The 15,359-nt window shown below is 35.2% G+C and carries 10 protein-coding genes and 1 pseudogene; 8 read left to right on the top strand and 3 right to left on the bottom strand.

Features of this window, described 5'->3' with window-relative positions; translation table 11 throughout:
* The first annotated feature begins 61 nt into the window (after window positions 1-61).
* The 5 genes and pseudogenes from Ami3637_RS03830 (at window position 62) to Ami3637_RS03805 (ending at window position 10,547) form a co-directional block, all read left to right on the top strand.
* Complete coding sequence (locus Ami3637_RS03830) at window positions 62-3,928, top strand: InlB B-repeat-containing protein (RefSeq protein WP_162361397.1); 3,867 nt, start codon at window positions 62-64, stop codon at window positions 3,926-3,928.
* Window positions 3,929-3,945: 17 nt separating this feature from the next.
* Window positions 3,946-5,423: pseudogene (locus tag Ami3637_RS03825) on the top strand (HD domain-containing phosphohydrolase).
* Between the two features lie 168 nt (window positions 5,424-5,591).
* Complete coding sequence (locus Ami3637_RS03815) at window positions 5,592-8,627, top strand: histidine kinase (RefSeq protein ID WP_162361394.1); 3,036 nt, start codon at window positions 5,592-5,594, stop codon at window positions 8,625-8,627.
* A gap of 5 nt (window positions 8,628-8,632) precedes the next feature.
* Complete coding sequence (locus Ami3637_RS03810; RefSeq protein WP_162361393.1) at window positions 8,633-9,802, top strand: response regulator; 1,170 nt, start codon at window positions 8,633-8,635, stop codon at window positions 9,800-9,802.
* Window positions 9,803-10,046: 244 nt separating this feature from the next.
* Window positions 10,047-10,547: an SLOG family protein gene (locus Ami3637_RS03805; protein ID WP_162361392.1), complete on the top strand. Its 501-nt coding sequence runs from the start codon at window positions 10,047-10,049 to the stop codon at window positions 10,545-10,547.
* Between the two features lie 121 nt (window positions 10,548-10,668).
* Here the strand turns inward: Ami3637_RS03805 and Ami3637_RS03800 are convergent, their stop codons facing one another.
* The gene (locus Ami3637_RS03800) at window positions 10,669-11,103 is read right to left on the bottom strand and encodes a hypothetical protein (protein ID WP_162361391.1); all 435 of its coding nucleotides are present in this window, start codon (window positions 11,101-11,103) and stop codon (window positions 10,669-10,671) included.
* Between the two features lie 158 nt (window positions 11,104-11,261).
* On the opposite strand from Ami3637_RS03800, the gene Ami3637_RS03795 reads away from it, so the two are divergent.
* From Ami3637_RS03795 to panB, 3 genes are all read left to right on the top strand, one after another.
* On the top strand, window positions 11,262-12,167 hold the full coding sequence (locus Ami3637_RS03795) for a magnesium transporter CorA family protein (RefSeq protein WP_162361390.1): 906 nt from the start codon (window positions 11,262-11,264) through the stop codon (window positions 12,165-12,167).
* Window positions 12,168-12,393: 226 nt separating this feature from the next.
* Window positions 12,394-13,245, top strand: a complete 852-nt coding sequence (locus Ami3637_RS03790; RefSeq protein ID WP_162361389.1) for a Rossmann-like and DUF2520 domain-containing protein — start codon at window positions 12,394-12,396, stop codon at window positions 13,243-13,245.
* Window positions 13,242-14,069 carry a 3-methyl-2-oxobutanoate hydroxymethyltransferase gene (panB, locus tag Ami3637_RS03785; RefSeq protein ID WP_162361388.1) on the top strand — a complete coding sequence of 276 codons (828 nt, stop codon included), beginning with the start codon at window positions 13,242-13,244 and terminating at the stop codon, window positions 14,067-14,069. Before Ami3637_RS03790 ends, panB begins: the two co-directional genes overlap by 4 nt.
* 436 nt (window positions 14,070-14,505) lie before the next feature.
* On the opposite strand, the gene Ami3637_RS18260 is transcribed toward panB, so the two are convergent.
* Both Ami3637_RS18260 and Ami3637_RS18255 read right to left on the bottom strand, forming a co-directional pair.
* The gene (locus Ami3637_RS18260; protein ID WP_330586912.1) at window positions 14,506-14,841 is read right to left on the bottom strand and encodes a TipAS antibiotic-recognition domain-containing protein; all 336 of its coding nucleotides are present in this window, start codon (window positions 14,839-14,841) and stop codon (window positions 14,506-14,508) included.
* A 67-nt stretch (window positions 14,842-14,908) separates the two neighbouring features.
* Window positions 14,909-15,232 carry a MerR family transcriptional regulator gene (locus Ami3637_RS18255; protein WP_330586810.1) on the bottom strand — a complete coding sequence of 108 codons (324 nt, stop codon included), beginning with the start codon at window positions 15,230-15,232 and terminating at the stop codon, window positions 14,909-14,911.
* Window positions 15,233-15,359: the final 127 nt, after the last annotated feature.

The following is a 15,359-nucleotide window of genomic DNA, read 5'->3' as shown; positions in this document are numbered from 1 at the left end:
TGAATACATTATTTTATCAAAAAAACAGGGATTTTAAGTCTTTCATTTTTAAGGGGGATAAATGAGTATTAGCATCAAGAAAATGAAATTTGGCATGTCTAGGGTACTGATTTCAATGTTGCTAATCATTACCATGCTTTGTAGTGGAAATGTATATGCTGAAGATATGTCTGGAGGCTCTAATAACATTAATGGTGCTGTGATTCCAGTCATTACTGATATAAAATTTGACGGACAGGTAGTATTAGCAGAAGGTTTGGAAGGGGCTGCAATAGGAGGTGAAATACAAACAAAATATACTTATGGGTGTGGATTGGGTACGGGAAAGGTAGAGGAAGATACTAATGCAACTAAATATCAGTGGTATGCTTCAACAACAGCAAAAGGAACTCTTATGGCGATAGAAGGCTCTGACAAGCCTACTTATTTAGTAAAAAAGGAGGATGCCGGAAAATATATCCGAGTTGGAATTACACCTGTTTCTATCAAAGGAAAAGTAGGAAAGGAAACTATGTCCGATGCCATTTTAGTTAAATACAACTTAAAATTCAATGATGAATTTGACTATGTTGCAAAAAATGGTCGTGATTCTAATCTTACAAAAAAGTGGATATCAGATTGTGCACTCAGATATTTGGGAAATCCAATGACCTATCAAGTACGTGTGCCTGAAAATGTAGAAGTTAAAGATGGACAGCTTTTGATTTATGCCAGAAATGAACATTTGTCTAAATATGATTATTTGGATCAAAAAGATCATCCGCATACATGGACAGCAGGTAATATATTTAGTAAAGAGAGTTTTAAGTATGGGGTGTATGAATGCTCCTACCAGTATGCAAGAGCTTCAGGATTAAATCAGAGCTTTTGGGCTTTTACAAATGTACCTGCTGATGAAAAGTATGGTCATTGTGAACCTGATTTTCCTGAGGGACACTATCCCAATGAACTTCAAATCAACTTACTTAGAATGAAAGGCAGTAAAAGAATTGTTGATACTTTTAAATATTATGCTGCTACGAACCTGGCAGACAAGATGAATAAATATACTGCATATCTTAGACCTAATGATGTTGATTCTGCGTGGGAAGCAGAACAGAATCAGGATACATATCAGGTTTTTTTAAACGATTGTAATGTTAGAAAAAGAAAAAGTTTACCATATGAAATAGCACCTATGAATATATATTTATCTTTAGCAGTATTTCCTGAATATGCAGGTGAGTTAATACCATCAGAAGCAGATAATACAGTTATGAAGGTTGATTATGTGAGATTTTATGAGCCTTTAACCAAAATGTATACCGTCCGCTTTGATGTAAATGGAGGTATAGGAAACTTCTCTTCATGGCATGTAACAGAAGGGCAACCTTCCTTAGCATTACCAGATGGAACCAGATTGACAGCACCAGCAACAAAACTGTTTGACAGTTGGAATACCAAGCCAGATGGAACAGGGATAAAGTATGCAGCAGGTGCAACAATTGCAAATGTGACGGCGGATACGACCTTATATGCACAATATGTGGATATGCCCAAATATACAATCAGCTTTAATCCAAACGGAGGAACAGGAAATGTACCTTCATTGCAGGTAACTGAGGGACAGACTTCTTCAGCACTACCAGATGGAAGTGGATTTACCGCACCAACAGATATGAAGTTTCACCTCTGGAACACGAAAGCAGATGGAACTGGAACAATGTATGTAGCAGGATCAACAATACCAAATGTAACAGCAGATGTGACCCTATATGCATGTTATATTAGTAAAATTAAGTCTATAGTTTTTTTTAAGAGCAGTTTTGTATGTTATTTATCATGGCGAATATCTGAGGGACAGTCTACTCCAGCCTTTCCAGATGGAAGTGGATTTAAAGCACCAAAAGGCAAGAAGTTTGACAGTTGGAACACAGCATTAGATGGAACAGGAACCAAGTATGCAGCAGGAACAATCCTTACAAATGTAACAACAAGTATGTACTTATATGCACAGTATGTGGACAATACACCACAGGTAATCCGTACCATAAGATTTAATGCAAATGGAGGGACAGGAAGTATTTCTTCGTTACAAATAGTAGATGGACAGACTTCCGCAGCATTACCAGATGGAGCAGGACTAACAGCACCAAAAGGCAAGAAGTTTGACAGCTGGAATACAGCATCAGACGGAAGCGGGACTAAGTATACAGCAGGAGCAACGGTTGTAAATGTGACAACAAATGTGACGCTGTATGCACAGTATGTGGATATACCGCAGGTAATTCATACCATAAGCTTTGATGCAAACGGAGGAACAGGAACTGTAACCTCAATACAGGTAGCAGATGGACAAGCCTCATCCGTATTACCAGATGGAACAGGGCTGACAGCACCAAAAGGCAAGAAGTTTGACAGCTGGAATACAGCATCAGACGGAAGCGGGACTAAGTATACAGCAGGAGCAACGGTTGTAAATGTGACAACAAATGTGACGCTGTATGCACAGTATGTGGATATACCGCAAGTAACTCGAACAATTACCTTTGATTTAAACGGAGGCACCGGAGGCGTTCCTTCATTGCAGGTAGCAGATGGACAGGCATCTTCAGCATTACCTGATGGAAGCAGCTTGACTGCGCCAAAAGGGAAGAAGTTTGACAGCTGGAACACGAAGGCAGATGGAAGCGGAATCAAATATGCTGTAGGAGCAACCGTTGGAAATGTAACATCCGATATGACCTTGTATGCACAGTATGTGGATATACCGCAGGTAATTCATACCATAAGCTTTGATGCAAACGAAGGAACCGGAGGCGTTTCTTCACAGCAGGTAGCAGATGGACAGGCATCTTCAGCATTACCTGATGGAAGCAGCTTGACTGCACCAAAAGGCAAGAAGTTTGACAGCTGGAACACAAAGGCAGACGGAAGCGGGACTAAGTATACAGCAGGAGCAACGGTTGTAAATGTGACAACAAATGTGACGCTGTATGCACAGTATGTGGATATACCGCAGGTAACTCATACCATAAGCTTTGATGCAAACGGAGGAACAGGAACTGTAACCTCAATACAGGTAGCAGATGGACAAGCTTCATCTGCATTAGCAGATGGAACAGGACTGACAGCACCGACGGGCAGTAAGTTTAACAGCTGGAACACCAAGTCAGATGGAAGTGGAATCAAATATGCTGCAGGTGCAACAATTCCATATGTAACATCAGATATGACCTTATATGCACAGTATGTAACGGATTCAAGCAGCAGTGGTGGAAGTAGCCACAGTGGCGGAAGTTCTTCTTCAGGAAGTACATCAACCAGCGATAAAATCATAATTGATAAAGAAACGAAGGACCATAAGTTAAACATTAATGTGGAAAGCTGGGTTAATCCATTTACCGATGTGGCAAAATCAGACTGGTTCTATAAGAGCGTGGCAATCCTTAATCAGAATAATATAATGGGGGGTACAGATGCTTCTGCATTTTCACCAGATTTAGGCACCAATCGTGGAATGATTGCAGCCATACTATATAGATTGGATGGCTCTGAGGAAACCTTTGACAGTGATTTTAAAGATGTGACGAAAGGACAGTATTATGCCAATGCTGTTGCATGGGCACAAAATAAAGAAATCGTTACAGGATATGGAAACAATATCTTTGCTCCAAATAATAATATTACACGTGAACAGTTAGTTTCTATTCTTTGGAGATATGCGGGTTCTCCTGTGGTTACAGATTATAATGGTATAGCATCATTTAAAGATGCCTTCGATATATCAGATTATGCAAAGCAGGCATTTACATGGGCTTATCAGCAAGAAATAATCAGTGGGAATGGGAGTAATTCACTTAATCCAAAAGGACTGGCTACCAGAGCAGAGGCTGCCATGATGATTACAAATTATGTGAATCTAGTAAAAGAAACTAAATGTAAATAGGAGGCGAATTTATAATTATGGAAAAGTTGGCTCTAATTGATATGAATGTGAATAGCATCAGTGAAATTTTAATGGCAATACCTATTCCTGCAATTATATTTGATTATAACAGCAGAAAAATTTTAGCCATAAACAAATATTGTCTGAATCTTTGCAGCTTAAGTAGAAAAGAACTAATTGGTAAAAACTCAGCAGATATTTTTTTCAATTATACTGATACAGAATGTTGTAATCGGTATGCAGATGTTCCTCAGAATAAAGAGATAAAAATACTAAAAAATCATGAAAAGTATAGCATTGTGCGTACCTTTGAAAGTGAATTTATATATAAGAAAAAACGTGTTATTCTTCAAATTTTTATAGACATTACAGAGCAATTGGAAGTACAAAAGAAAATAGAAAGAAATATAAAAGTACAATATGCATTGAAGAAAATCAATGAAGCAGCCAGCAAAATGGAAAATATAAGAGAGTTTTACAAAGCATTGAGGTCAATAATTCATGAGCATTATAGTCCTGTGGGATTATCAATACAATTAATAGAAAGGAATAAAGACACCAAACCAATTGTGGTTAATCGAAATGATATTTATCTGAAACATAAACAGGATTTTGAAAGGATTCACAATCAGGCTATATCTTATGAAGTAAAGCAGCCTATACAGAAGAACCAGAATTTTGAAGAAAATGTTTACAAAATAGAGGAAGAAAATGAAGAAGTCTTAAATATATTAGGGGTACCATTAAAAAATAAAAATGGACAGGTGATGGGTTGCTTTTGTTGCTTTTTTTATAAGGATGATTATGTATATGACAAAGAAGACAATGAGTATCTGGCATTTGCAGCCACAACTATTTCTATGTGTTTAGGAAGATTAAATACTGAAAAAGAATTAAAGAAAAGCTATCATAAGCTTTTAAGGACACAAGAGTCAATTATACACATTTTAGCCAATGCCCTCGAAGTGAAAGATCCCTATACAGCAGGGCATCAGAAACGGGTATGTCAGCTGGCCTATGAAATTGCAAAAAAAGTAAAGCCATCGGACAAGGAATTCCTCCAGAGGATAAAACTTGCAGCTACAATACACGACATAGGTAAAATTTATGTTCCCAGCGAATTACTGACAAGACCTGGTATAATTAAGGATGTAGAAAAGCAATTTATTAATCTTCATGCAGAGGTAGGGTATAATCTTCTTAGCAAGGAACAATCCCTGGCTGATATTGCAGAAATCGTTTACCAGCATCATGAAAGGATTGATGGCAGTGGATATCCCCAGGGATTATTGGTGATCAGATTTGTATGGAGGCTAAAATCATAGCAGTAGCCGATACTGTGGAAGCTATAAATTCTTTCAGACCATACCGGCAGGCTTTAGGCATGTCTGTAGCAATTGATGAAATTAAGGAAGGAGCTGGAAATATTTATGATAGGAACATTGTCAATATATGTGTTGACCTTATAGAAAACGAAAATTTTTTGTTTTCTTAAGATGTTTTGAAAGATTAAAAAGGCATCAATTTAGCTGAAATTATTGGAATATTCTCTCAGGTGGACTATAATTAAAAGGAATATATAACAGAAAAAGTATTAGTTGTGCTGTTAAAGAGTAAAGGATTTTACAATTGAAGTTCTAGTGGGAAGGTGACTAAATTTTATATGGGGAAAAAAGTAGTAGTTCCTATAATCAGCTTTATAGTATTTATTATTATAGTGTACATTTATGTTATAGGATGCAGTAAAGCTTCTGAAGGTAATCATATCGTCGTAGAGAATGGGGTAATAGATTTAAGAGCCTATGACATTGCTGTAGAGTCTAAACCCATTAATCTGGACGGAGTGTGGGAATTTTATCCTAACCAGTTTACAAAGAATTTCAGTAAGGAAAACGAATTTGTTCCATTTTATGTACCAGACAACTGGAAAGGAAGGATTTCTTCAGATAAAAAAAGTGCTTTTGGGTATGGGACATTTCATCTGAAAATCCTCATGAATCCTAAGCAGGAATCTCAGCTACTGGGGCTAAAAGTAAATGATATCAAAGTAGCACATAGGATTTTTGTTAATGGAAAGGAAATTTCAAAGGATGGTATCGTAGGAAAAGATATTACTGATTATGAGCCAAAGAGTAAAAGCTATTCAGTATTTTTCCAAAACAATGAACCGGTATTGGATTTAGCAATTTGGGTTTCAAATTATCATTCAGTTAAATTGGGCGGAATAATCAAACCTGTTTACTTTGGCACTCAATCACAGATTCTGGCAGTACAGGAAGACTATATACTAATTGAAACCATAATAATCTCCATGGTATTTATTATTGCTGCTACTTTGCTAGGTGGATTTTTTATAAACAGAAACCTGAATTTCTTATATTGTGGCCTTTATGGGTTTTCATCAATAGTGTTGTTTTCAACAAATGGAGAAGATTTATTGTATAGAATAATGCCGTATTTATCCTATTTAGATTTTCAAAGGATACATTCTATTGCAATTTTAACTTGTATACTATTTTTTATAGTATATATGGTGTCTATCATGCCACCGGTTTACAATAAATACATAGTTGGCACTATAGAAACTTCTGTTGCAATACTAGCTGTACTTTGTTTGTATTTTTCAACCTATACCATTAATTTAATTAGTTATTATGCATCTTTTGGGTGCATGTTTATTCTTTTTTATATTTTGCAGGGCATAGTATTTACTGCATTTAGACGGAATTCAGAGACAGTGTTATATGCAATGAGTCTATTTTCAGTATTGCTTGGGTTAATAAGTTATTCACCGCATTTTTATTTTGCAGGCTATTATAATTATTATGTTATTATCTTTGCTGCATTTCAGTTTATTTTAGCAAGAGCATTTTTAACAATTAAAAGACAAAAAGTAGACCATCAACTGGTAGAGTTGATGACAGAAGAGCTTAATCAAGTGAATACACTCAGAGAAGAATTAATTATAAAAACATCCAGGGAATTTAAATCCCAGTTTCTCATGATGTGCAGTTTTTTAAAGCTTATTTTAGAAGATGAAAAGGATAGAATCTCATTTGAGAGCCTGCATAAATTAAAATTTCTTATGGATTCACTGGAAAGACTAAGCAGAGTAACAACTACTATAAATGATATTGTAAAGGTAGATGATGGTGAAAATGAAAAAAGTTCAAAAGAAGTCGAAATCAAAAATTTGTTGGAAGGGATAGTAAATGTATATGGTTTTATCTATTCTGAAGTAAAGTGTAATATCTATTTAAAGGTTCCTGACCAGAATGTATTTGTCAAAGGAGACTCAGACAAATTAATTTACATAATACTAAGCATTTTTGACAGCGCATTACTTAATTTATATGCTGGGGATATTAATATAATTCTGGTTCCAAAAATTAATTGTATTGAGCTGGTTGTATCAACATCGGGTAATGATACTTTAAGCCCAGACATCAAGCAAGCTTTAGACGAACAGTTTATAAGTATGAATGATGCTTTTCCATATAGTTTTAGTGAAATGGGTTTAGGTTTAACAAAAAAATTAGTGGATGGGCTTGGTGGCAGTATAAAATGTTACTCAAATCGGAACTTCAAAAAAACATGTCTGTATTTACCTCTGGCTGCAATAAAAGAGTCTACAACCGTTGATTCCTCTGAAAATAATTGCAATCAGAAAATCGGCAGAGAGATTGATATTAATTTCACACAAAACAATCAAAATGGTTCCCAAACCATATTAATCATTGATGACGATAAAGATAATTTAAATTTTCTTTTTCATGTATTGTCAAGAGAAAATTATCATATAGTCTTACAATCATTGAGCGATGAAGCTTTAAATATAAAGAACAATTATTCCCAGATTGATCTGGTTATTATAAATTTAGTGATAACCAATGCTTTAAGCTTTGACAGATGTAAAATGATTCGTGAACAATTTAGCATGATTGAGCTGCCCATATTGATTTTAACTTCTCCAGTCAGTGAAAAATTCATTCATTTAGCTTTGAATGCAGGTGCCAATGATATAATCCAGAAACCCATTCATCCAGATGAACTAAAAGCCAGGATTGTTTCATTATTGAATATAAAATCTTTAAGTGAGTCTAAACAGAGTTATGAGATGGCTTTTCTTAATGCGCAGATTAAGCCGCATTTTCTCTTTAACGCACTGAATTCTTTAGTGAATTTATGTGAAACAGATCCCGTACGGGCCTCGGACCTTGTTATTGCCATAGCAAATTTCTTAAGAGGGACACTGAATTTTTCTAATACCGACAAGTTAATACCTCTCGAAAAAGAAATAGCCATAACAAAAGCCTATCTTGGAATTGAAGCAAGCCGATTTAACAATTTAGCAATAAATTATGACATGGATAATACTGATGGATTCTTTATTCCGCCGTTGAGCATCCAGATTTTAGCTGAAAATGTCATTAAACATGTAATTAAATCCAGTACAAAACAATATATGATTACTATTTCAATAAAGAAAAAGAAGGACAACATACTGAAAATCAAAATTGAAGATAATGGTGAGGGACTCTCTGAAGAGACTATTGCCAATCTTTTAAAAAAACCTGTTAAAGATGGAAGTATTGGTATTTACAATGTAAACACCAGATTAAAAACCTTTTGCGATTCAAATTTGGAGTATATTACATCAGGGAATGGTACTAGTGTAGTGTTTTATATAAGGGGGTAACTATTATGACGTATAGGGCAATTGCAATTGATGATGAACTGGCTTCTTTAAATCGTTTTTCAAGATTAATAGAAAATGAAAAAAGAATTGAACTATTGGATAGTTTTACTGTATCTGGAGATGCGCTGGGGTTTATAGAAAACAATTCTGTAGATCTGATTTTTTTAGACATAGAGATGCCGGATATGAACGGAATTGAACTGGCTGAAAAAATTTTGTCTATAAACCCTGAAGTTGAGATTATATTTATTACAGCCCATGAATCTTTTGCGCTTCAGGCATTTCATGTATATGCGTCAGGATATCTATTAAAGCCAGTTACCTGTGAGGATATTTCAAACATTATAAATATTAGTATAAAACGAAAAAATAAAAAGCAGTTGAATGAAGATGTGGACAACATGCTGTATGTAAACAGCTTTGGAAGTGTGGGCTGTTATGTACAACGTGAAACTCAGGAAGGCATTAAATGGCGCACATCAAAATGTGAAGAACTGATTATATATCTGGTTGAACAGAATAAGGCAGTGTCCAGGGAAAAATTAATTGAAGATTTATGGCCTGATATGAGTTATGACCATGCGGCTAAAAATCTGCATGTTACCTGTTATAATATAAGATCTGAATTGAAATTATACAATCTGGAGGATGTAATAGTTAAAAGATACGGTGTTTATGAAATTAATAAAAATAAAGTGATAAGTGATTATTGGGAATTTATTGATGCACTAAACCAGACAAAAGGAAATAAAATGGACTTTGAAAATATAGACCTGCTGATAAAAAAATACCAATTGGGGTATTTAAATAACAAGTACTATGAATGGTGTAACTTTGTAAAAGAGTGGATGGATATAGAAGTTGAAAAAATCCTTTATTCTATTTTAGAATCGTGTAACAATGATAATAACTTTGAGAAAGCAATTGATATTCTGCTAAAAATTATATCAATAAATGATTGTGACGATAATGCCTATGAGCAATTGATTCAAATGTGCATGGTAACCGGAAATAAAAGACTAGCTGTGAGAATGCTTAAGAATTACAAACAGATGTTAGGAAAAGAATTCTGCACAAAGCCGCCTAAATGGATTTTTGAGTTATTGAAGAACTGTGACGAAGGATATGGAGACTTTGCAGTGAGAAGTAGTAAGAAACGAAGGGTTAGTAAGTAGAATTTAAAGAAATATATAAAATAAAGAATGAAAGTACAGCGTAAGAAATTACAAAAATGCTTTCATTTTTTTATGCAGGAAATTAGGAAGCACTAATCCCCAAAATACAATCCAGTGGTTTAGTTTTTGTTTATTGCCATATTATATAATGATTCTGGGTTAGGAGGTGATAAGTGAAAATCACTTAAAATAGAGTTTATTCGTTACAATGGGGATGGAGTATGGTAATAAGGGGGACATAGATATGAGAAGGAATAATAAATCTATTTGCTTTATTGGAAATTGTAGTTCAAAGTTGCCGGAAAACGAAATAAAACTTCAGGAGTTAAAGCTGAGAATGTATAAAGAAATAAATAATGCTATTGAAAATAATGTGGATACATTCTATTTTGGTGCTCTTTACGGATTTGAACTTATGTGTGCAAATTTAGTACTTCTAAGGAAAAAAGTAATTAATATGCAAAATCCAAAACGTGTAAAATTAATTGCCATTGTTCCTTATGAAGAGCAGGCGAGAAATTGGAAAGAAGAGGACAGAGAAATGTACTACAGTACACTATCTCAGTGTGATAGTGTCATTCTTATTGATAAACAATATAAGGAAGACTGCTTGGTGGAGAGAAATAAATATATGGTAGATCACAGCAGCAGAATTATCTGCTATTATAACAGCTGCAGAGGAGATAAAGCTTATCTTTTAGACTATGCAAAAAGAAAAAAATTTAAAATAACCAATTTAGATTAACGGATTTAATAGAACAGAGCCAATTCATATTGGTTGCGCCACTTGTATTGAATTAGGAAATTTGTGTAATAAAGTACAAGGCGGAATATAACAAACTGCCTTGTACTATACAAAGAGATTTCTACAGATAACTCTTAATATCATCTGCAAGCTTTTCTTCTAAACTAATAAGCTTTTTTACTAAAATTCGTGCATTCGCTTCAGCAGCTTTATACTTATTTAAAAATTTGTTAAGGGATTTTACGCCCATATTGCAGCCATCCGTAATTAAGTCAGCAACAGCCTGATCACTTTCATCAAAAGAAAGTTTTACATTAGTTTTGATCCAGGACATGGTTTTTGCTACAGGATTAGGTTCCTTTCCACTATCATTAAAATTATCAAGAAGTATCGTAGTTTCTTTTTCTAAAATTTCATGATCCATTTTGCACGCATTTAATATTTGTTTTAACCTTGAGTCATGCACATTATCCAGGATTTCATCTATAGAAGCAATTGCCATTTTTATTCCAGCATTACATTCCTTTAGTAATTCAATTGTATCATTATATATCATAATTGTTTCTCCTTTTAAATTATTATGCCGCAATGATAGAAAGTTCATACACTGCCGTTAAGTGATAAATCAATTTTCTTCTGTGAAATTTTAGGTTATAATACTCATATAAAAAAGAAACCCTAATAATAATTATTTCAGCCAGCAGGAGAAAATGTATGTATTATAAGATTGAAAACGACATAATGGAAGAAACCACTATTGAAGACTGGGAGAAAAAGCAGGATGGAGTGGCGCTGTTTACCAGTACTGATTGGGAGCAGGCAGTGAAAATACGGGCAAGTTACCTGCTGGAGCAAAATCGGGATAATATCCGTTTTTGTAAATTAGAAAGTTATGCGGATTTTCTGTTTGGAACTTTTCATATACCCCGCAAGAGGGAGAAAAGTCAAAATATAAGTTTTGCTTTTTATATTCTGGAAAATAAGCTGATTTTTATCGATGATACCGGATTGGTGAAAAAAAGTATTGAAAGAATCACCTCAGGGAAACTCCGAAAAGGATATACAGTAGAACGCTTTCTATATGATTTTCTGGTATCTTTGATTGAAGAGGATGTTGTATATTTAGCGGAAATTGAAAAGGACATTACCAAGATGGAGGAAGCGATTTTAAAACGTGAGGTGGAGGATTTTAATTACCGGATGCTGGGTCTGAAAAAAGAAATTTCCCGCATGTATCGCTACTACAGTCAGCTGACTGATTTAGGAGAAAGCTTATTTGATAATGAGATGGACTTTTTTGGAAAAGACGATATAGCAACTTTCCGTATATTTGCAGATCGTGTTGCCAGACTGCAGGGGGAGACTCAGGTACTCAGAGAATATGCCATGCAGGTGCAGGAGGTTTATCAGTCTGAAATCGGCATTCGGCAAAATGATGTCATGAAAGTGCTGACTATGGTAACAATTATTTTCCTTCCACTGACTTTACTTGTAGGATGGTATGGAATGAATTTTACCCATATGCCTGAATTAAACTGGATATATGGCTATCCAATGGTTATCGTACTGAGTATCATAATCGTATCGATTTGTTTATGGATATTTAAGAAAAAAATGTGAGAGGAGTAAATTCACTCTCATTTTTTTATGGGAACATATTTACAAATGCTTTTAAGTTATATATGATAAAAAGCGGATGGTATTCAGAAGAAACTATACCTAAAAAAAATGAACAAATAAAAATCTGATGTTGAGTAATCACAGGCTATGGTTTTAGTTAATATTCCATAGATGGGCTGATATCAGGAAATCAGACTCAGTATCTCCTTAAAAAGGAGGTGATTATTTGAAAATAGGATTTATTGGAGCAGGAAAAGTAGGCGTTTCCCTGGGAAAGCATATTTTGCAATGCTCAGATCAGAAAAAAGTAAATGTTATAGGTTATTATGACAAAGCTACATTGGCAGCTAAAGAAGCTGCGGACTTTACAAGTTCAAAACAATACAGTAACATGGAAAATTTAGTAGAAGATAGTGAGATGATTTTTGTCACTGTGAATGATGACGCAATCTCAACCGTCTGGGAAAAACTAAAAGGGTTACCAATAAAAGAGAAATTTGTTTGTCATTGTAGTGGCTCGCTAACGTCAGCCATTTTTTCAGGTATTAATCAATGTAACGCATATGGTTATTCTATCCATCCACTCTTTGCGGTCAGTGATAAGCTGACTTCTTACCAAAAACTCAAACAAGCTATTTTTACAATTGAAGGAGAACAGTCTAACATACATATTATGACTCAATTCATCAGACAACTGGGAAATGATGTTGTACAAATCCAGGCACAGGACAAGGTTGTTTATCATGCAGCAGCAGTTTTTGCAAGTAATCTTGTGACAGGACTTGTTGACATCAGTATCCAGATGATGATGGATTGTGGATTTTCTCAAAGTGAAGCTCTGAGGGCCTTAGCACCGCTTCTGTCTGGAAACATGAATCAGGTCATTAAGGTGGGAACGGAAGCTGCACTGACGGGTCCGGTGGAAAGAAATGATATTCAGACTGTGGGCAAACATATAAATGCATTAACAGAAGAACAAAAAGAGATATACAAAGCTCTTTCAATGCATCTTATATCCATTGCAAGAAGTAAGAACAAAGATAGGGATTATAGTGACATGGAGGTACTATTGAAATGAAAAATACAGTGGCTACATTGCAGGAACAAAAGAACAACAAACAAAAAATAACTATGCTGACTGCTTATGATTATTCTACGGCAAAACTTATGGACCAGTCAGGAATAAACTGCATATTAGTAGGCGATTCTCTGGGTATGGTTATGCTGGGATACCCGGATACTTTATCGGTAACCATGGAAGACATGATACATCATACAAAGGCTGTAACCAGAGGCTGCACTGAAACTTTTGTAGTGGCGGATATGCCATTTATGTCTTATCAGACCTCCGTTTATGATGCGGTTGTCAATGCCGGGAAGCTGGTAAAAGAAGGGGGAGCACAGTGCGTAAAGCTGGAAGGTGGACTTGAGGTTTGCCCACAGATAGAAGCCATTGTAAAGGCTTCCATTCCTGTTATGGCTCATCTGGGCCTGACTCCTCAATCGGTCAATGCTTTTGGGGGATTTAAGGTACAGGGAAAAGATGAAGAAGCAGCCAGGAGAATTTTGCAGGAAGCTTTGGCTGTGCAGGAAGCAGGGGCTTTTGCAGTAGTGCTGGAGTGTGTGCCTGCGAAACTGGCAGCACTGATTTCCGCAAAATTAGAAATTCCTACTATTGGGATTGGAGCAGGAAATGGGTGTGACGGGCAGGTGCTTGTTTATCAGGATATGCTATCCATGTACGGTGGATTTAAACCTAAGTTTGTTAAACAGTATGCCAATCTGGGAGAACAGATGAAGGAAGCTTTTTCAGAATACATTCGTGAAACTCAGGATGGAAGTTTCCCAGCAGAGGAGCATACATTTAAAATTTCTGATGATATATTGGATAAATTATATTAAAATAATGAAGGGGCTGTTGCAAAATGGTATGCTTTCTTCTAGGTAGACAAGTGAAATAATAAAATGACTTGTTACTAGAAGGGAGTACATGAAATCTTTTATACTGTTGATGCTACCGTGATTATCATTTTTACTTAAATCTCGGTAGCTTTTTGCATCTTTACCCGTTAGTTTTGATACATTGTTAGCTTTTTCATTGAAATGGCTACCATAAAGTTTCAACTTTCATAAAATACGGTAGTTTTTGCCCAAAATGCTACCGTATTTTTTGTTTTTTTATGATTATACGAGCAAAAAACTTATTCTCTTATAATTGCGTTGTCTCACTTCCTATTCGGAATTTGGTGGTCTGAGTTTGGCTGTCTAATCATCCTAATTAGTATAAAAAGGGCTGTTGCAAAATATCAGTCATTTTGCAACAACTCCTTTCCCATAGTTAATGAGTGCAATAATAGGCAATGGCTTTTCCAGCAAATTCCGCTGTACCCGGGCCTCCAGTCTTATCTATGTTTTCTATGAAACGTCCGTCTAAAGAATACATTTGTCCAAGACCCGCCAATATCTCTTTTGTGCAATGATAATAATTTTCAGTAATGGTGTCCTGCAATTTTCTGACTTGCACCTGTGCTGCATGTGATTCAGGAGATTCTTCTAAAAGTTTGCCGAATTCAATAAAATTCTGCATCAACATCAGGTTTATATTTCTCCAATCTTTTTGTGAATATCTTGCTGTTTTTTCTTTAAATTCTTTATAAGATTCAGTATGCCCCAGCTGGCTTTAGCTTCTTCAGCATATTTATCTAATTCTTCTGTACTAAAAGCGTCAAAATTCATGGTGCTTACTCCTTTATTTTTATTTCAAGAGCGAGGCTGATTAAGTTATTAAGGTGGTCTTTTTTTAGATGAAGCATTGTAATCTGCTGTTCCAATGCTTTATTTTTGTCAAAGTCCGGACTATCTAATATCTGCTTGATTTCTTTCAATGAAAATTCCAGTTCCCGGAACAATAATATTTGTTGAAGCCGCTCTAAAGCAGCATAATCATATAAACGGTATCCGGAACCGGTTACTTCACTTGGATGCAGCAGGCCAATTGTATCGTAGTAATGCAGGGTGCGTACGCTCACGCCTGCCAGTTTGCTCACTTCATTAACAGTCATCATTTTTTAATCCTCCTCCTGATAAAATATATCATAAACTATTACGTAAGGTCAGAGTCAATAAAAATATAATATTAAAAAGTAAAATGTAATAGTAAATTCTTGATTATAATATCTAATTGCTGTTTGT

The sequence above is a fragment of the Aminipila terrae genome (genome assembly GCF_010120715.1).
Lineage (GTDB): Bacteria > Bacillota > Clostridia > Peptostreptococcales > Anaerovoracaceae > Aminipila > Aminipila terrae.
This window is presented reverse-complemented; position numbering and strand designations above follow the sequence as displayed.

Coding starts and splice junctions, on each gene's coding strand:
- Ami3637_RS03830 (WP_162361397.1), top strand. CDS start 62: ATGAGTATTAGCATCAAGAAAATGAAATTTGGCATGTCTAGGGTACTG.
- Ami3637_RS03815 (WP_162361394.1), top strand. CDS start 5,592: ATGGGGAAAAAAGTAGTAGTTCCTATAATCAGCTTTATAGTATTTATT.
- Ami3637_RS03810 (WP_162361393.1), top strand. CDS start 8,633: ATGACGTATAGGGCAATTGCAATTGATGATGAACTGGCTTCTTTAAAT.
- Ami3637_RS03805 (WP_162361392.1), top strand. CDS start 10,047: ATGAGAAGGAATAATAAATCTATTTGCTTTATTGGAAATTGTAGTTCA.
- Ami3637_RS03800 (WP_162361391.1), bottom strand. CDS start 11,103: ATGATATATAATGATACAATTGAATTACTAAAGGAATGTAATGCTGGA.
- Ami3637_RS03795 (WP_162361390.1), top strand. CDS start 11,262: ATGTATTATAAGATTGAAAACGACATAATGGAAGAAACCACTATTGAA.
- panB (WP_162361388.1), top strand. CDS start 13,242: ATGAAAAATACAGTGGCTACATTGCAGGAACAAAAGAACAACAAACAA.
- Ami3637_RS18255 (WP_330586810.1), bottom strand. CDS start 15,232: ATGATGACTGTTAATGAAGTGAGCAAACTGGCAGGCGTGAGCGTACGC.